The 18,165-nt window shown below is 36.0% G+C and carries 17 protein-coding genes and 1 riboswitch; of the genes, 7 read left to right on the top strand and 10 right to left on the bottom strand.

Features of this window, described 5'->3' with window-relative positions:
* Positions 1-51 precede the first annotated feature (51 nt).
* The 6 genes from rmuC to AACZ92_RS12840 all read right to left on the bottom strand — a co-directional run bounded on the left by rmuC (position 52) and on the right by AACZ92_RS12840 (position 7,662).
* Entirely contained in the window at positions 52-1,374 is a 1,323-nt protein-coding gene (gene rmuC, locus AACZ92_RS12865; RefSeq protein ID WP_339702025.1) for a DNA recombination protein RmuC, read from the bottom strand.
* Positions 1,375-1,551: 177 nt separating this feature from the next.
* Positions 1,552-2,103 carry a hypothetical protein gene (locus AACZ92_RS12860; RefSeq protein WP_339702023.1) on the bottom strand — a complete coding sequence of 184 codons (552 nt, stop codon included), beginning with the start codon at positions 2,101-2,103 and terminating at the stop codon, positions 1,552-1,554.
* A gap of 128 nt (positions 2,104-2,231) precedes the next feature.
* On the bottom strand, positions 2,232-4,439 hold the full coding sequence (locus AACZ92_RS12855) for a S41 family peptidase (RefSeq protein ID WP_339702021.1): 2,208 nt from the start codon (positions 4,437-4,439) through the stop codon (positions 2,232-2,234).
* Positions 4,440-4,679: 240 nt separating this feature from the next.
* On the bottom strand, positions 4,680-5,474 hold the full coding sequence (locus AACZ92_RS12850; RefSeq protein ID WP_339702019.1) for an ABC transporter ATP-binding protein: 795 nt from the start codon (positions 5,472-5,474) through the stop codon (positions 4,680-4,682).
* Entirely contained in the window at positions 5,474-6,505 is a 1,032-nt protein-coding gene (locus AACZ92_RS12845) for an iron ABC transporter permease (RefSeq protein ID WP_339702017.1), read from the bottom strand. The genes AACZ92_RS12850 and AACZ92_RS12845 overlap by 1 nt, the downstream gene beginning before the upstream one ends.
* Before the next feature lie 2 nt (positions 6,506-6,507).
* Positions 6,508-7,662 (bottom strand): ABC transporter substrate-binding protein, encoded by a 1,155-nt coding sequence (locus tag AACZ92_RS12840; RefSeq protein ID WP_339702016.1) that lies wholly within the window; start codon positions 7,660-7,662, stop codon positions 6,508-6,510.
* A 50-nt stretch (positions 7,663-7,712) separates the two neighbouring features.
* Positions 7,713-7,921: riboswitch (cobalamin riboswitch) on the top strand.
* A 32-nt stretch (positions 7,922-7,953) separates the two neighbouring features.
* On the opposite strand from AACZ92_RS12840, the gene AACZ92_RS12835 reads away from it, so the two are divergent.
* Both AACZ92_RS12835 and AACZ92_RS12830 read left to right on the top strand, forming a co-directional pair.
* Positions 7,954-9,786, top strand: coding sequence for a TonB-dependent receptor (locus AACZ92_RS12835; protein WP_339702015.1), 1,833 nt, complete (start codon positions 7,954-7,956; stop codon positions 9,784-9,786).
* A gap of 5 nt (positions 9,787-9,791) precedes the next feature.
* A complete protein-coding gene (locus AACZ92_RS12830; RefSeq protein WP_339702013.1) occupies positions 9,792-10,877 on the top strand; it encodes a DUF5074 domain-containing protein in 1,086 nt (361 codons plus the stop codon).
* Positions 10,878-10,968: 91 nt separating this feature from the next.
* Here the strand turns inward: AACZ92_RS12830 and AACZ92_RS12825 are convergent, their stop codons facing one another.
* Complete coding sequence (locus AACZ92_RS12825; RefSeq protein ID WP_339702011.1) at positions 10,969-12,372, bottom strand: S41 family peptidase; 1,404 nt, start codon at positions 12,370-12,372, stop codon at positions 10,969-10,971.
* A 223-nt stretch (positions 12,373-12,595) separates the two neighbouring features.
* On the opposite strand from AACZ92_RS12825, the gene AACZ92_RS12820 reads away from it, so the two are divergent.
* The 4 genes from AACZ92_RS12820 to AACZ92_RS12805 are packed head-to-tail and all read left to right on the top strand — an operon-like array spanning position 12,596 to position 14,649.
* Complete coding sequence (locus AACZ92_RS12820; RefSeq protein WP_117159829.1) at positions 12,596-13,102, top strand: sigma-70 family RNA polymerase sigma factor; 507 nt, start codon at positions 12,596-12,598, stop codon at positions 13,100-13,102.
* On the top strand, positions 13,089-13,523 hold the full coding sequence (locus AACZ92_RS12815) for a hypothetical protein (RefSeq protein WP_339702009.1): 435 nt from the start codon (positions 13,089-13,091) through the stop codon (positions 13,521-13,523). Before AACZ92_RS12820 ends, AACZ92_RS12815 begins: the two co-directional genes overlap by 14 nt.
* A 17-nt stretch (positions 13,524-13,540) precedes the next feature.
* The gene (locus AACZ92_RS12810; protein WP_339702008.1) at positions 13,541-14,074 is read left to right on the top strand and encodes a DUF4252 domain-containing protein; all 534 of its coding nucleotides are present in this window, start codon (positions 13,541-13,543) and stop codon (positions 14,072-14,074) included.
* Between the two features lie 5 nt (positions 14,075-14,079).
* The gene (locus AACZ92_RS12805) at positions 14,080-14,649 is read left to right on the top strand and encodes a DUF4252 domain-containing protein (protein ID WP_339702006.1); all 570 of its coding nucleotides are present in this window, start codon (positions 14,080-14,082) and stop codon (positions 14,647-14,649) included.
* 75 nt (positions 14,650-14,724) lie between these two features.
* Here AACZ92_RS12805 and purB read toward each other — a convergent pair whose 3' ends face one another.
* From purB to AACZ92_RS12790, 3 genes are all read right to left on the bottom strand, one after another.
* Positions 14,725-16,068: an adenylosuccinate lyase gene (gene purB, locus AACZ92_RS12800; protein WP_339702005.1), complete on the bottom strand. Its 1,344-nt coding sequence runs from the start codon at positions 16,066-16,068 to the stop codon at positions 14,725-14,727.
* A 62-nt stretch (positions 16,069-16,130) separates the two neighbouring features.
* Entirely contained in the window at positions 16,131-16,718 is a 588-nt protein-coding gene (locus AACZ92_RS12795; protein WP_339702004.1) for an adenylosuccinate lyase, read from the bottom strand.
* Positions 16,719-17,402, bottom strand: a complete 684-nt coding sequence (locus AACZ92_RS12790; protein ID WP_339702003.1) for an NAD-dependent deacylase — start codon at positions 17,400-17,402, stop codon at positions 16,719-16,721.
* A 70-nt stretch (positions 17,403-17,472) separates the two neighbouring features.
* Here AACZ92_RS12790 and AACZ92_RS12785 point away from each other — a divergent pair, with 70 nt between their 5' ends.
* A complete protein-coding gene (locus tag AACZ92_RS12785; protein WP_339702002.1) occupies positions 17,473-18,105 on the top strand; it encodes an RNA methyltransferase in 633 nt (210 codons plus the stop codon).
* Positions 18,106-18,165 lie beyond the last annotated feature (60 nt).

Here is an 18,165-nt window from a genome sequence, read left to right as displayed (position 1 = left end):
TCAACTCCCTGCTTAGGCAGGTTCTTATTTAATTACTAATTTATGCCATTATTACTCGTCATCCTCTTCCTGAGCCCGACTTAATAACTTACTATCAATCGTTTTACTAGCTTTGGCACCTAACTTTTTCAGTTTTTCTACTCGACGGATAAGATTCCCTTTTCCAGTTAGTTTTTTCATCGCACTTTCGTAGCTGTTTTGTACCGTACCAATCTGTTTGCCAACTTTAATAAGTTCATCTGTTAAATTGGTGAACGAATCATATAATGCTCCAGCTTGCTTGGCGATGTCCAGTGCGTTTTGTTTTTGACGGTCGTTTTGCCAAAGATTATCAACTAAACGAAGGGCCGCTAATAAAGTAGCAGGTGTGACAATAATTACTTGTTTATCAAAGGCTTGTTCGTATAAATTGGGTTCGTGCGCCGAAGCAATGGCAAAGGCTGGTTCAATAGGGATGAACATAAATACTGTATCGGGGCTTTCATCGACTAAGTATTGATAATTTTTGGCACTTAGTTGCTCCACATGTCGTTTTATGGAAGCAATATGTTGTTTTAAATGAACTTGTTTCTGTTCTTCATCTTCTTCTGAAACAAAACGTTCAAAATGTGTTAATGATACTTTACTGTCAATAATCATCTTCTTGCCATCGGGTAAATGAATCATTACATCTGTCTGCAATCGCTTTCCTTCCGTAGTGGTGTGGCTGTCTTGGATGGTATATTCACGGTCTTTCTCAAGTCCGGATTTTTCAAGGATTCGAGTTAAAATCATTTCGCCCCAATTACCTTGCATTTTACTATCGCCTTTTAAGGCTTTGGTGAGGTTATCGGCGTCTTTGCTCATTTGTTGATTGAGCTCAGAAAGGTGCTTTAATTGCTCTTTTAACTCGCTGTGGCGACCCACATTCTCTTTGTTGGTGTCTTCCACGCGTTTTTCAAACACCTTTATTTTTTCCTGAAGTGGATTCAACAATACCTCCAAGCTTTCTTTGTTTTGCTTGGTAAATTTCGTCGATTTTTCTTCCAGTATTTTGTTGGCAAGGTTTTCAAATTCTTTGGTAAATTTTTCCTGTAGTTTTTCAACTTCAGCCTTTTGCTCTCTATTTTTTTCTTGCAGGCTATCATATTCAGCACCCGTACGCACTAATTGGTTTTTGAGGGCATCCTTTTCGCCTCGTATAGTTTCTCGTTCAGCTTCAACCGTACCAATACGCTCTTGCAGTTTTTCTTCTTGATTCAATAATTGATTGATGCGTTCTTCCAGTTTCCCGGTTTCAGATTTAAGTTTTAAGCGTGTAAATAGATTGCCTAAAAAGGCACCGGCTAAGATGCAAACGACTGCAAGTAGTAAAAAAAGTAAGGTTTCGTTCAAAAGAGAAAAAGGTTTTAGGAATTTGTTTTTTAAGGTTTTACCAATAGTAACTCATACTATTGATAGCACTGCTAAAGTAGCAAAATTTTTGCTTTATGCACAGATTTTGACAATTTCGAGTGGATGCAATACAACTTCTTGGGTGCCGAAGAATGAAGGAGAAGCTTGTGGTTACTTTTAAATTAGTAAAACCATTATAATTCCTCCACCAAATACTACAATCGTACTAATTATTCGATTATTTTTTCCAGTTCCTAAAAATATTCCTTCAAGTTGTTTTCTGTCGATTTCCACAAGCTCTTTTCTTCGCTTTTTTGACTTTGTTTTATAATTAATTGTTGCTTCCGCGATGAGCACATTTTCTTTAAGCTCTAGAAGTTTTAAATAATTAATTGTTGCAAGGTCGTTTTTTAATTTCCGTCTGGAATACAAAAGTATTTCTTTGTGGTTTTTGGGTTCTCTTCTCTTTTTTTGGGTAAAGTTAAGAATGGTATCATTTACTTTAACCTGAATTTCATTTTGGTTTGATAGGACATCAAAATACCTATGCTCTAAATTTTTATCAAATACCCTATTAGAGCCTTTTAACTCAATTTTCTCATCGCCGTTCATTTGGTAATAAACTGTATTACCAAACCGGGCCATTGGGGTTAACGGCCAAAATTGAGCGTAATTCACACTTGGAATTAAAATAAGTAAAACAAAAAGCCCTTTTATAATGTTTTTCATAACTAACTATTTATTATTATAGATGATGCCCAGTAACATTTTTCTTAAATCTTACTTTTTAATACTAAACCTTCCTGTCCCTTTGACTAAAATTAATTTTGTCATTGAGCTTATGTATTGTTCTGGCTTTATTCTTCTATAATGGTTTCAATCGCTTTTTCAAGTAATTCGTCTTTGCCTGCTCTTATTCCTTCAATGGTCGGTTTTATTTCTATGTCTGGGATTATTCCGATTCTTTGTGTTTCGTCTCCATTTGGGTAGTTTATACCAATCCCCGATATCATAGTTCTAAGACCTCCAGGCAGTAATATTGCAGAAACATTACCGTCTGCACCTGCGGTAGTTGAGCCGATAATTGTGGTATTGTCTCCTGCTCTAAAAGCCATAGCGGTATATTCAGCTTGACTTTGAGATAATTCATTCACCAAAACAATTAATTTTCCCTCATAAGTTTTGCCTTTACTTGGTATTTTTAATTCCCTTGAGAAAGTAAATTCCCCAGGATTGTCAACATTTCCATTTGTGATTTTCACAAAAGGTGTTGAAGTAGAAACGAAATAAGAACCTAAACTGAACGGAACGAATGTTGATGGATAATTTCGAATGTCAATTATAATGCCTTTCGTGTCTTTGAATTCTTTTTTTATTTGCGTTATGTCATCCTCTTTGATGTTTTGGAGTGTAACATATCCGATATTATTATCCAACATTTTGTACGACTGATCATTGCTTTTTTTGTACCAACGATAAATATTGAGACTATCATTTGGATAGAGTTTAAGTATTTTTGTTTGGATTTTAGATTTTTCTGAAATATAATCTATTTCAATTTCGTTAGAATTTGAGCGTAAAATATCTGCCGAAATATCTCTTAGTTTTGTGGGAATATTTGAAGCAGGATAATATTTAGATTTTTCTTTTACAATTTGTTCAATGTTTTCTCCATTTATCTTTGTAATTATATCACCAATTTTCAGCCCAACTTGGCTTCTAAGTTCATCGTTGTAGTAATCTGTTACAACTAATTGATTTTCTATGAACCGAACGTGTATTGGTGAATAATTAACGCCTTTCCATTCGTCTATTTTATTAGCGCCTCCCCAAAGATTAGCGTGGGTATCTTGAACGTCTCCAATAATACGAAGAGCAGCAAATTCATATTCCAACTCATTTTTTGCGTTTAGAAAAACAGGAATATATTCTCTTAGTTTTATATTCCAATCTTTGTCCATCAAGTGTTTGTAAGGAAAAAAATAATTTATCATATTCCAATATCTATAAAGTGATAGTAATCTATAACCATCATCGGGATAAGGCATATTTGAATATGCATTTTCATTTTTAAAATCAGGATTACCATTAGGCGCCATTCCAATATAATAATTCTTGCCTTGTGAGCGATTTTTATAGATATAGAGTAGTTTATTTTTTAAGTCCTCTTCCTGATTATCAATCCATTTTAAGTCAGGCTTAAGTATCGCATCTTCATCAGTTGGCTTACATTTTGAGCATTTTTCTAATTGACTTAATGAATCTATCCAATTCATGATAATATTATTTCTTTCCTTATCGTTTTTAACCTTAAGATATTCTGGTAAAAATCTAAAAAGCTGATAGTCCCAATTATAGTTTCCTTTTGCAATTCGAGGATGGTAATATTTCAAGAAGCCCCAAACTCTTCCGAGTAATTCTAAAGCATTAATATTCTGTGATGTTAAATTGGAAAATTCAATCAATGAGCCATTATCAAACTCTTTATCGAGTTGCGCTTTTGATAATTTCTTTTTAACCTCTTTTAATGTCTCTACATTTTTACCATCAATTGTCAAAACAAAATCATCAAACCATGCTTCTCCTTTACCAGAAAGTATTCCTGCAATAAATATATTCTCTGCTTCTTTTGGATAATCAAGCGTTATACTATATTTCTGCCAATCTTTTGTTCCTATTAACTTTTGATCTTGCATATTGTTAAATGCCAAAGCATTTCCGTTACCATCAATTCGTAATAGCAAACCTGCAAATCCATTTTTAACATCATTAATTTTCATATAGCCCTCAAGCTTGATAGTTTTGCCTTCATAATTAGCGGGTATTTTGTATGCTATGCTACCAAAGGAACTTCCAGCTTCATCGGAAGTTATTTTCCCAGCTTTTTCCCCTGAATTGGATAATGAATCAATAGTTAAATTGTAATCCCCCCATTTAAACCACCCGTCTGAAAGATTATTTTTTTCTTTTTGATTCTCAAATCCAAGATTATATTTTTCACTTTTTTGAGCTTGACAGTTTACTAAAATTGTTATTACAATAAAGAAGGGTAGAATTTGTTTCATTAGTTATTTTTTAATTTGCTAAGGAAGATTAAATATAAAGAATACAATTACTTGTCACAAAAAATAAATGTACTGACAAATTCAATAAACGCATTCAGACAAAAGTTATAACCTGAATTGAGAGGGCGTTATTTGATAGTATTTATAGTAAAAGATATGTTTTTTAATTGAAATTTAGGTTTTAATCCTTGCGACCCTTTGGGGCACCCTTTCTTAGCAAGGGAAGGAGAGTGGTAAACCTCACTTTTTAATACTAAACCGTCCTGTTGTTTTATCAAAATGAATCGTATCTTTCGGAAAAAGAGCGTCAAAATGCCCAGCTTCAATTAAATTACAAGGCGTATCAAAATAATTGGCTTTGTCTGTCATAACCATCATTTTATCACTTAACTGAATGGCTAAATCGATTTCGTGCGTAGAAAACAGAATTGTTTTATTGCTTTCTGAAACGAGCTTCTTCAATAATTTTAAAATATACGCACGATGGTATAAATCGAGATGGGTGGTAGGTTCATCGAGAATGATGATGGGTGTATCCTGTGCCAACGCTCTTGCAATCGCTACACGTTGCATTTGTCCGTCGCTTAGCTCAAAACATTTTCTGTGTGCTAATGTTTGCGTTTCTGTGGCTTGAAGCGCGTTGTTTACTGCTACTTTATCTTTTTCACTTAGCGTGCCCATCCAACTCGTATAGGGCTGTCTTCCCAAAGAAATAAGTTCTAAAACAGTTAGGTTTTTGGATGCTGGCGGTTCGGTTAACACCACACTTATTTGATTTGCGAGTTCTAAGGTTGAATAACTTTGTAAGTTTTTTTTCTTAATTAGGATATTTCCAGAGAGTTTAGGTTGCATGCCAGCTAACGTTCTCAGTAATGTAGATTTTCCAATACCGTTCGCACCAACTAGACCAACTAACTCTCCTTCAGAAAAACTGAAATCTATGTGTTGAGAAACAGGTATTTCTTTTTTCTTTTTGAAATAACCGACACGTAAATCCTGTGCTTGTAAGGTGATATGTTTTGTTTCCGAAGGCATTAGAACAGCAATTTACGTTTTCTAACTAATAACCAAATTACAACCGGTGCACCAATTAGGGATGTGATGGCATTAATAGGGAGTGTATATTCACTAAAAGGAAGTTGTGCAATGGTATCGCAGATCAACATTAATAAGCTTCCACAGATTAATACCGCTGGAATTAAAACCAGATGATTAGAGGTTTTAAAAAACTGCCGTGCAATATGCGGAACGGCTAATCCCACAAATGCTATGGGACCTGCAAAAGCCGTAATGCTTCCAGCTAAAATACTGGTAGCAATGATGATTAAAAAAGTGGTGCGTTTTATATGAAGCCCCATACTCTTGGCGTAGTTTTCTCCCAAAAGCAATGCATTTAATGATTTACTACTTACAACAGCAATAAACAGCCCTAAAAACGTACAACAACTTAAAATTAAAATACCTTGCCAAGATTGATTGCCTAAGCTTCCAAAGCTCCAAAAAATGTATTGCTGTAGTTTTTCAGCATTACTGAAATAGGAGAGTACGGCTACGACAGCCGCGGTAACACTCCCGAACATCAATCCAATAATTAATATCGCCATGGTGTCTTTTACCCGAAATGTAACCATTAAAACCGCTAAAAGGACTAAAAAACTGCCTACTGCAGAGGCGATAACCAAGCTCCATTCGCTTACTAAAGCAGTTCCTAAAAAGCCGCCAAAAGCACCAGCTCCTAAAATTAAAAGTGCAACTCCTAAACTGGCACCGCTGCTCAGCCCCAATACAAAAGGCCCTGCCAAGGGATTTCTAAAAAGTGTTTGCATTAATAAACCGGAAACCGCAAGTCCGCCGCCTGCTAAAACCGCAGTTATGGCTTTCGGTAAACGGTAATCGATTATAATGTAGTTCCAGGTTTCTTTTGAAGCATTCCCTCCGAAAATTCCTTTCACTACTTCGTCAATAGGGATGGAAACCGATCCTAAACTTAGATTTACTAGAAAAAAGGCTAGTAACGAAAGGCATAGCACTATAAAATAAGCACGATATGTTTGGGTGGTTTGCATCCTTATTTCAATTTACTGAAAAAGTACAATTCGTGTTCTGGCAATACGTCAGGATGTATAATTTTAATAATGTCTTTTAATACGATATCTGGACGATTAGGAGCCAATTCATAATAAATCACGCCGCCGGTTTCTCCCACTAAAGTTGTATTTGAGTAGATGTTGTTGTTTTGATACGCTGAAAACTCACTATACACAGAGTGAGCATCTTTCAGTTGTTGTTTACTGGAAAATTGTCCAGGGCCAACCCAAAAGTCGGCGTCTTTTCCTTTTTCTAGCACAGACTCCAAATTAAGGGAAAGGCTTCCCGTCCCTTCGGTATCCTTCCATAAATAGGTTCCGTTGGCGTCTTTTATAAATTGAGCACCCCAACTACCGCCTTTAGGCATATACCAAACATCTTTAAACATCGCACCACTTAAAACGGTAGGCGAGGTAGTAGCTTTTGCCGCTTTTTCTTTTGCTGAAATATAATTGGATTCAATTTCTGTAAAAATACTATCGGCTTTTTGCTCTTTATTGAATAGCGCTCCAAAAAACTTAATCCATTCTGCTTTCCCTAACGGGGATTGTTCGGTCCAATCGGAGTTGTATAAAACTGGAATGCCAGTCTTTTCAATAGTGGAAACCGTTTTGTTGTTTCCTTCTACAGCAAAGGTTACAACCAAATCAGGGTTTAAGTCGATTAATACTTCGGTGTTTATAGATTCGTTTTTGCCTAATTCAGTAATGTTGCCTTTGTCAATTCGTTTTCTTGTTGCTTCAGAAGAAATATAAGAGAGGTTTGGAAACCCAACTAACGATTTTGTTTCGTCTAATAGTTCTAATGACGGAATATGTGTAGTTGAGGTAACCACAATATTTTTAACAGGAACATTTACAACGGCATCAAAGTCAGAATCCTTTGGGAGGGAACCTTTTTCTTCAACCAAAGCATATGTAAACTCCGTATCGGTATCAGGCCACGGTTCTTTTAAGGTAATTACTTTATAGCCGTCGTACACATTGATAGAAAAACCTTTCGCGTGGTTAATTTCAACCTGCTTTTTAGTTTCATTTATAGATGCTTTATCTGTTTCTGTATCGGTAGATTGCTTATTCTCTTTACACGAAATAAGAAGAAACAAGACGGAGGTAAGTAAGACGATTTTTTGCATATTCAAAAATAAAGGTTTTTGTTTGGCTGGTGCAACGAAAATAAAATCTTATTTTTGCAGCGAATTTTGGTGAGTATCGCTACCAACGAGTAACGATTCTCTTAAAAAGGGAATTCGGTTATAATCCGAAGCTGTTCCCGCAACTGTACACCGTCTCAATATAATTGAGATTATGAAAACTTCACCACTGTGTTTTATTAGCACGGGAAGGTTCATACAAAGGTAAGCCAGGAGACCTGCCAAGGTTTGTTAACGAAACAAAGCAACCTTCGGGAAAAAGGTTTTTGGTGTATGAAACATACTATACTTTTATTTCTAGCAACCTTTCTGTTTGCCTCTACATTGTATGGGCAGGATAAACCTATTGATTTAGGAGAAGTATTGATTGTAGCCGATACCAAGCTAAAAGATTTTAGCAATACCCAAGAAACGGTAACGCTCAGCGATAGTATTATACGAAAAAGTAAACCCTCGCTCACCAATTTACTGAATACGAATACCACCATTTATTTTAAAGAAAATGGAGCTGGAATGGTTTCTTCTCCATCTTTTAGAGGAACGACCGCACAACAAACCGCTGTTGTTTGGAATGGTATCAACATCAATTCACAATTAAATGGGCAAACCGATTTTAATACCATCAACCCGACGGTTTTCGATGAACTTACCGTTAGAAGTGGCGGAGGCAGCGTGCTCTACGGAAGTGGAGCCATCGGCGGAACCATACATCTTACCAATACCCTAAACTATAAAAAGGGTTTCAGAAATTCGGTTTCACTAGATTATGGAAGCTTTGACACCTATGCTGTTACGTATACTGGGGAAGTGGCAACAAATAAATTCAACACTAAAATAGCAGTCAACCGAAGTGGTTCTAAGAACGATTTTGAGTACGTAGAAAAAGAAGGTAAAAACTTAAACGGCTCTTTTTACAACACCAGTGTTAACACCACTATTGGCTATAAAATCGATAGTGTCAACTCACTGACCTTGTATAACTATGTTTATGACGGAGAGCGTCACTTTTCATTGATTTTCCCTTCAGAATTACCTACAAAATACAACGATTTCAACACCCGCAATTTGTTGGAATGGAAAGGGGACTATGCTAATTTTACTTCAAAACTAAAGCTTGCTTATTTAACAGAAGAGTATAAATATTTCCCCAACATTGATAAACCTGGTTTTTCTACTGCCAATGTAGAAAGTTTTATGGCTAAATACGATGCCGGTTTTAATATTTCCGAAAAGATACAAGTAAATGGGGTAGTAGATTTTACCCAAAACAAAGGAGAAGAAACTAATATTCAGCAAGAGACCAGAAATATTACTGCTTTTAATTTATTGCTGAAACATAATGTGTCGAATCGATTTTTATATGAAATCACCGCTCGTAAAGAGATTACCAACACCTATGAGAGTCCGTTTTTGTATTCAGCCGGCGCGAGTTTTAAAGCAACCAGTTTTTATACCGTGAAGGTGAATACTTCTAAAAATTTCAGAATACCAACGTTTAACGATTTATACTGGCAGGGAAGCGGTAACCCAGATTTAAAACCTGAAACATCGTATCAGGCCGAATTAGGAAATCACTTCAATTTTCAGAATATTGAATTAGGAATCACCGGGTATTACAATGCTTTGCAAGATATGATTAGGTGGCTGCCTAGCGGTTCTGCTTGGATGCCTGTTAATACAGAAAAAGTAAAAATTTACGGACTTGAAAGTCAGTTGGGCTGGAATCATACCATTGGTAAGCATCATTTTTCAGCAAATGCAACCTATGCATACACGGTTTCAAAAAACGATAAAACCGACAAACAATTAATTTATGTGCCCTACCATAAAGGGACAGCCACGTTTGGGTATGCTTTGAATCAATTTTCAGCGTATTATCAATTTTTATACGTGGGTGAGGTGTTTACCAATTCAGATAACGATCCTAAGTATAATGTTGATGCTTACAACTTATCAACGGTAGGATTGGATTATTCCTTCGGAAGAAATAAAAATTACACATTAGGTTTTACAGTGCGTAACCTATTAAATACAGCATACGAGAGTGTTGCCAGCAGAGCGATGCCCGGAAGAAATTACAATTTACATATAAACCTTAATTTTTAAATAAAATGAGAAAAATAACAAGTCTATTAATTTTAGCTTTAATCGTTTCAATTAGTTTATCATCATGTAGTAGTGACGACGATGCACCAATTACCGAAGAAGAGGAAGAAGAAGTACCGTTGGGAGATTATGAAAATGGAATGTTTATCCTTAATGAAGGAAATGGGAACCCTGCAACGGCATCGGTTAGCTTTTTAGCTGATGATGGAATGTTACTGAATGATATTTTTAGAACCGTAAACCCAGATGCCGAAGAGATAGGGTCGTATTTGCAAAATATGTTTTTTGATGAAACCAGAGCATTTATTGTATCTGGATCGGCAAATAGTGTAACAGTTGTAGACCGCTATACATTTGAGTATATAGCAACAGTAAGCGGTGATTTTGAAGCACCTCGTTACGGTACAGTAGCAAATGGATTCGCTTATGTAACAAATACTGCAGATTATGCAACTGGTGATGATGACTTCTTTACTGTTATTAACCTTACTGATTATACAACGACAAGAGTTGACTTAAACAATTGGTCTGAAAAAGTATTAGAACATAATGATAAAGTATATGTTGCTAACGGTTATTATGGAAGCGGAAATTCAATTACTGTTTTTAACCCACAAAGTAATTCTGTAGAAGCAGAAATTGACTTAGGTGCTGGGAATGCTCCAAATTCTTTTGAAGTTGAAGATAATACATTATATGTTCTTACTTCAGGTTTTGGTATTGATGGAAAGGTTTTTAAAATTGATCTTTCAAGTAATCAAATCACGTCAACTATTGAAATTCCTTCAGAAATTGAATCAGTGAGAAACTTATCTATAGAAGACGATAGTATTTATTTTACATCAGGGGCTTCGGTATATAGCCTTGGTATTAATGAAACTTCAGTTTCTACAACACCGGTATTGACATATGATTCTAATTCAGAATATGGAGTAATGTACGGTTTTGAAGTAGAAGACGATGCGATTTACATTTCTGATGGTGGTGACTTTGCTTCAGATAGTGAAGCATACCAATACAGCTTAGATGGAACCTTACTAGAAACATTTACCGTAGGAGTTGGACCAAACGGGTTCTATGAAAATGACTAATTAGTTTGTTTTAATTTTTTGTTAAGAAAGCCGCCTGATATTAAGTTAGGCGGCTTTTTGTTTTTAACTGATAAATTATGAGCTGAATGTCTTAATGTTCAGCTAACATAATTTGGTATAAAGGCGAGTTTGCTTTACTACTTGATATTTCCTCTATATCACTAACAACGTTCCGTGAAGCAGGTTTTGGAAAACCGGGTACAATTTCGGAAAGCGCAGTGGCTAAAAAAGGTTCGTTTACATCACCCAACATACCTAAGTTGGCATAATCTTCATCTAAAGCAATATCTGGTGCCAAACCATCCACATAGTCTGTGTTTCCTGCAGTATTAGCGGTTTTAAATACCAACGGTAACATAGCGTACGTATGGTTAGGATTTGCATTACTGCGTCTAAAGCCTGGGGCTGGGGCATCGTATAATAAAAAAGAAGCCTGAAACTTTCCAGTCGTATTTTGCCCAATCTGAACTACATTTATGTATGGATTAAGACTGTTAATAACCAATTCACTTGCTGAAGCAGTTCGCCCGGTTGTTAAAATATAAACATTGGTTAATTGTAAACTGTTTATCGCACTTCCGTCACTGATGGATGAGTCAAAAAGACCATTTTCAGCATATTCATCTTGTCGGTCTGGATTCCATTGTTCGGTATAAAAAAGCTCTCCGTTAAACTGACCGGTAATCATACTGGCCAGATCGACAGCTGTTTCCACAGCACCACCACCATTGTAGCGAAGATCTAATACCAAATCGGTTACGCCATCTGCTTGTAAAGAGGCAAAAGCGGCGTTGAGGTCGTGATCAAAATCTCTAGTGAAGCTATTATACATTATATAACCGATTTTTTGACCCTGAACGTCTAATGTTTTTGCTATATAAACAGGATTTTCGGTGTACTGTTGTTTTATTAGTGATGCTGTTTCGCCGGTTGAAGTGATAGTTGTGCCATCAAAAGTAGCTAGACCAATGCTATAGGAGTTTTGGGATAACAGCTCAGAGAAATTGTTTTCATTAATTTGCTGTCCATCTACTGAATTAAAAATATCACCACGCTGTAATCCTGCGTTTTCTGCATCGGTGTTAGGCAACACATAGCGTACGTAACCAAATACATTTGTTGGGTTGTTTGGGTAGCGTACTAAACCATATTCCATTCCATTACTTTCTGAAACCCCAGAAAGGGAGTTTTCCAACTCTATATAATCATCAACTAAAATACTGAATCGGTCTTCTGGTACTGTTAAAAAGGCGAACAAGCTTTCAGGCGAATCATAACTACTTAAAAAGTTGTTCAGTTCTTGCTCACTTGAAAAAGCATCATCGGCAAGTTCTGGTTTGTCAGCTTTATAGAGGTAGAAAAAATTGAGGCCGCGATAAATGAAATTCTGAATTTCTAATTCTGAAGCAGTACGTGGGTTATCATCTGTATCTTCAAAACAAGAAGTAAATAAACCAGCGGTGATTAATAAAAGCAGTATAAGTTTCTTTTTCAAGGTGTTGGGGTTTTGGTTTTAATTTAGTCTAATAACCACAAAATACTTACAATATTGTGAATATGAAAATTACGGGGTTTAGAATCATTTTCTGAATCAAATATAATATATCTACTGTTTACTTGTAGTTTTATTGTTTCAGAAATAAAAATGTAACAAAAGTTATAGTTGTTCGTCGTAATTATAGAGAGCCATAACAAAGCTTTCATACAACCACCAAAAAATGAAACAAAAAGAATTTATAGCAACCGTGCTTCCTTTTAAGGATAAGTTGTATCGTCTTGCAAAGCGAATTCTTGTTTCGGGCGATGAAGCTGAAGATGCTGTACAAGAAGTGTATTTGAAATTATGGAAAGGGAGAAATAAAATTTCAAACTATAAAAACCCAGAAGCTTTTGCCGTGACAATGACAAAAAATTATTGTCTGGACCGGTTAAAGTCGAAACAGGCTTCTAACTTGAAGATTGTACATAGCAATTACAAAACTTCAGAAAATATAGAAAAGAAGATTGAAGCAAATGATGGGGTACAATTAGTTTTTAGAATAATGGAAACCCTACCTGAACAACAACGCATTATATTGCAGCTGCGAGATGTAGAACAGTTTGAATTTTCAGAAATCGCAAAAATGTTGGATAGTACCGAAACAGCAGTGCGCGTAAATTTATCCCGAGCCAGAAAAGCGGTGCGAGAAGAATTGATTAAAAAACACAATTATGGAATTAGCTAGAATAGAAAAATTACTAGATGCCTATTTTGAAGGCAATACCAGCCTTGCTGAAGAAGCTATTTTGCGAAACTATTTTGCTCAAAATGAAGTAGCACCTCATTTAGCTGCTTATAAACCTATGTTCGATGGTTTTACACTTGCCAAGAAAGAGGTTTCTAAACAAGATGTACAGGTAACAGAAAAACAATTTACCGTACGAAGATGGTGGTATGGTGTTGCAGCTTCAGTAGTATTGGCTATTGGCGTAGCAGGGTTTATGTTCTCTGAACCAAAATTAACACAAGAAGAACAAGAAGCCTTGGTCGCTTTTGAAAAAACAAGAGAAGCCATGCAAATGATGTCACAGAACTTTAATGAAGGAGCCGAAGAGCTCAGTTATATATCAACATTTACACAAACAAAAAACAAAATTTTAAAATAACCCTTAACTATATAAAAATGAAAAAGTCACTTATTTTAATTGCTTTATTGGCAGTACCTTTTTTCGCTTCAGCGCAAAAAGCTTTCGATATGTTCGAAGATGAGAAGGATGTAACCTCCTTTGTCGCTACCAAAAATATGTTCAAACTCCTTAGTAAAATGGATTTTGACTCTAACGATCCAGAGGTAAAAGAATACCTAGATTTAATAAACAACTTGGAAAACATCAAGATATTTACTACTGAAAATGTTTCCGTTGCTTCAAAAATGAACGATGCAGTTTCAAAGTATACTTCAGGGAATTCTAGCCTTTCTGAGCTAATGCGAGTAAAAGACGATGGTAAAAACATCAAGTTTTATTCAAAAGAAGGAAAAAACGAAAATCACGTAAGTGAATTGTTGATGCACCTTACCGGAAATCTTGATGGGAAAGAACGTACTGTAATTATGAGCATTACCGGAGATATAGACCTTAAAAAGGTATCGAAACTCACTAAAGACCTAAACGTTCCTGGAAGCGATGCATTAAAAAACCTTGACGATAAAAAATAATAATTATGACACTAGCAAAATATTTAATAGGTATTACCTTAGCGAGCCTTGCACTGTTTTCTTGCGACAACTCAGAATCCTTACAACAATATTTAGTTGATAAACAGGATGACGATAAATTCTTAAAAGTGGATTTAGCCACTAGTTTGTTGCAAAATGAAAACAGCGACTTTACGCAAGAAGAAAAGGACATTCTGGCAACCGTTAAAAAAATAAACGTTGTTGCGTATCCTTTAAAAGGAGAAAACATTACTGATTACCAAACTGAAAAAGACAAGGTGAAGTCTATTCTTGCAGAAGAAAAGTATAAAACCTTACTTAAAATGGGCTCTAACAACCGTGGTGCTACCTTAAAGTACACCGGCGAAGAAGATGCGATTGATGAGCTTATTGTCTTTGCTAGTGATGAGGAGCGTGGTTTTGCGGTTTTCAGGTTAATTGGAGACAAGATGCGTCCTGATAAAATGATGAAGTTGATGAACTCCATTGACAACGGTGATATTAACATAGACCAATTGAGTGGAATAGGAGATATCTTAAGTATGGGAACTGATAGTTCTGCTGCTAAAAAGTAAAACGTACTACTCACATTCAATAAAAAAAGCTTCAGATATTTTCTGAAGCTTTTTTCATATTAGACTATTGGGAAATTAAATCCCCGTATAATTAGAAGGCGTAATGACCCGCATTTCTTCTTTAACAGCTTCGGAAACGTCTAAAGTTTCAATAAAATCGGCCATGGATTGTTTTGTGATAGCTTCATTAGTTCGAGTAAGGCCTTTTAGTGCTTCGTATGGATTTGCATAGCCTTCTCTTCGTAGAATGGTTTGAATGGCTTCGGCTACAACCGCCCAGTTTTTCTCAAGGTCTTCATTAAATTTGGCTTCATTCAGTAATAATTTACCCAAGCCTTTTAAGGTTGACTGAAAACCAATTAACGTATGTCCAATTGGCACGCCAATGTTTCGTAATACGGTGCTATCAGTTAAGTCACGTTGTAAGCGGCTAATAGGTAATTTAGCTGAAAGATGCTCAAAAATAGCATTGGCAATTCCTAAATTTCCTTCGCTATTTTCAAAGTCGATTGGGTTTACTTTATGTGGCATAGCCGAAGAACCTACTTCGCCTTTTTTAATTTTCTGCTTAAAGTAATCCATGGAAACGTAACTCCAAATATCACGATCTAGATCAATTAAAATGTTATTGATTCGTTTCAAGCAATCAAACAAAGCCGCCATATGGTCGTAATGCTCAATTTGCGTGGTAGGGAAGGAGTGGTGTAATCCTAATTTGGATTGCACAAAATTTTGTCCAAAAGTTTTCCAGTCTACATTAGGATAAGCAACTTTATGGGCATTGAAATTTCCTGTAGCGCCGCCAAATTTAGCAGCACTTTTAATATTGTCCAATAAATCGAATTGTTCATCAATTCGAGTAACAAACACGGCAATTTCTTTTCCTAAGCGGGTAGGAGAAGCTGGTTGACCGTGCGTACGCGCTAACATTGGAATGTTTGCCCAATCTTCAGCTAACTCTTTCAATTTCTTTTTTACATCTAACAACAAAGGTACATAGACCTCGTTCATGGCTTCTTTTAAAGACAACGGAATGGCAGTGTTGTTTATGTCTTGCGATGTTAAACCAAAGTGGATAAACTCTTTAGATTTTTCCAATCCTAACCCATCAAACTTTTCTTTTATAAAATACTCAACCGCTTTAACGTCGTGGTTGGTTACTTTTTCTGTGTCTTTTATTTTTTGAGCATCTTCTGTGGAAAAGTTGGTGTATAACTCCCGAAGTGCTTCAAATTTTGAGGTGTCAAAATCACTTAACTGTGGCAGCGGAAGTTCTACCAAAGCGATAAAATATTCAACTTCTACTTGTACTCGGTATTTGATAAGAGCTTCTTCAGAAAAGAAAGGGATAAGACCTTTTGTTTTGGATGCGTATCGACCATCTATTGGTGAAATTGCTTGTAATGCGTTGTTAGCCATGGATTGAAATTTAAAGGTGCAAAGATACTAATTTTTAACACCTAAAGCGTCGATTTTTCACTTCAGTTTACTCTCCTTTTTTTCTGAAATTCAGTAATCTGTTTAATTGTTTTTTTTCCTCTGGCTTTATAACCTGCGCTTCCTACGTGAATGTTTTGTTCGATAATTTGTTGTAATTCGGGGTGAATCCATTCAAATTCGGTGCCTAAATAAAATAATGCTGTCATCGCCCGCGCCTGGCAGGCTATTTTTTTATCACTTATCAACCAATCAAAGCAACACTCGGTCATTATTTTTTTATGTGCTTCGGTACATTGTAAGCGTATTTTTTCTTCTTCCTTTTTGTAATATGAAATCGCAATAATTTCACAAATATGTGCCAACGGTCTAAGGGTTTGATCACGGGTTATGGTGGGTAGCTTTTCAAAAAAGAAATCTAAATGAGGTAGTAAAAAGTCTGGCTCTTCTAAATAAACAAATTCCAAAACCCAAGCGGCTTTATATGATAGCTCATCTTTTGTGGTAAGATAATAGGTAAGTAGCTCGCCAAACGTTTCGGGATGAGCAATTACCCAATGCGCAGTATCTAACCGGTTTTTTCGGTATGCCTTTGTGTAAGATAGTTGTTGTAATAATTCAGAAGAACTCATTTAAACAGCTAATTTTTCAATTTCAGCAATTACTTTCGGAACTCCCGTAGAAGCATTTTCAGCAAAAACAGAAATTCGCTCTGATGAAGAAATAGAAGGATTAGGATCCACAAAAAAGATAGGCACATTTTCCGAAGCAAATTGAAGCAATCCCGCGGCAGGATACACTTGCATAGATGTCCCAACGATAATTAAAATATCAGCTTGAGCAACGTAGTGCATTGCTTCATCCATCATTGGTACCATTTCACCAAACCAAACCACGTGTGGTCGTAATTGATGGTTTTCATCACAACAATCACCTGGGTTGAGGTCTTTTTTCCACTCTAAAACCGTAGTTTCATTGCCTGTACTGCGTACTTTTAATAATTCGCCGTGTAAATGAACTACGTTTGAGCTTCCTGCTCGTTCGTGTAGATCATCTACATTTTGAGTTATAATCGTCACTTCATGGTTTTGTTCTAATTCAACCAAAGCTTTATGAGCGGTATTGGGCTGTACTTCTAGCAATTGCTTTCTTCGTTTGTTGTAAAAGTCTAATACCAATTCGGGGTTTTTAGCAAAACCCTTGGGGGAGGCCACTTCCATTATGTCGTGATTTTCCCACAGGCCGTTGCTATCCCTAAAGGTATTAATTCCACTTTCGGCACTTACACCAGCGCCCGTTAAAACTACAATCTTCATTAATCTATTTTTTATATCTTCGTTTTTTTAAAAATACTTATTTCTATTGGATTCTCAACTTTTAAAATATTTGCAAAACCATATAACCGATAAGCGGAAAGCTCTTTTTAAAGAGGTGTTGGCTAAGCGAACGCGGCATTTTACTGTGGTGACCGAAGATGTATATCAACTGCATAATACGAGTGCCGTGATGCGAACCTGCGATGTTTTTGGGATTCAAGACCTGCATGTTGTAGAAGAAAAACTGGGTAAACGAGTGGACCGAGAAATCGCGATGGGTGCACAAAAATGGGTGAGTTTAAATCGGTACGACTCTATAGCAAGTTGTATGGATGACCTTAAAAATCAGGATTACCAACTTATTGCTACGACACCGCATAACGAATCGACTATTTTACATGAGTTTGATGTATCCAAAAAAAGCGCTTTTTTCTTTGGAAAAGAACGAGAAGGACTAAGCGATACGGTTTTAAATAATGCTGATGGGTATTTAAAAATACCGATGTACGGTTTTACCGAAAGTCTGAATATTTCGGTTTCCGCAGCCATTATTTTGCAAGATGTGGTAACGCGTCTCAAGCAAAGTGATGTGAATTGGCAACTTTCTGAAGAAGAAAAGTATGAAATTGAGTTACTATGGACAGAGAACACTCTAAAAAGTTCCGAAGAAATAATTAAAAGGTATCAAGAGCAGAAAAAGTAGTAGATTAGATGCTAGATGCTAGATGCTAGATGCTAGATGCTAGATGCTAGATGCTAGATG

The organism is uncultured Marixanthomonas sp. (assembly GCF_963974425.1).
Taxonomy (GTDB): domain Bacteria; phylum Bacteroidota; class Bacteroidia; order Flavobacteriales; family Flavobacteriaceae; genus Marixanthomonas.
Note: the sequence above shows the minus strand (reverse complement) of the source record. Positions and strands in the feature narration are given on the sequence as shown.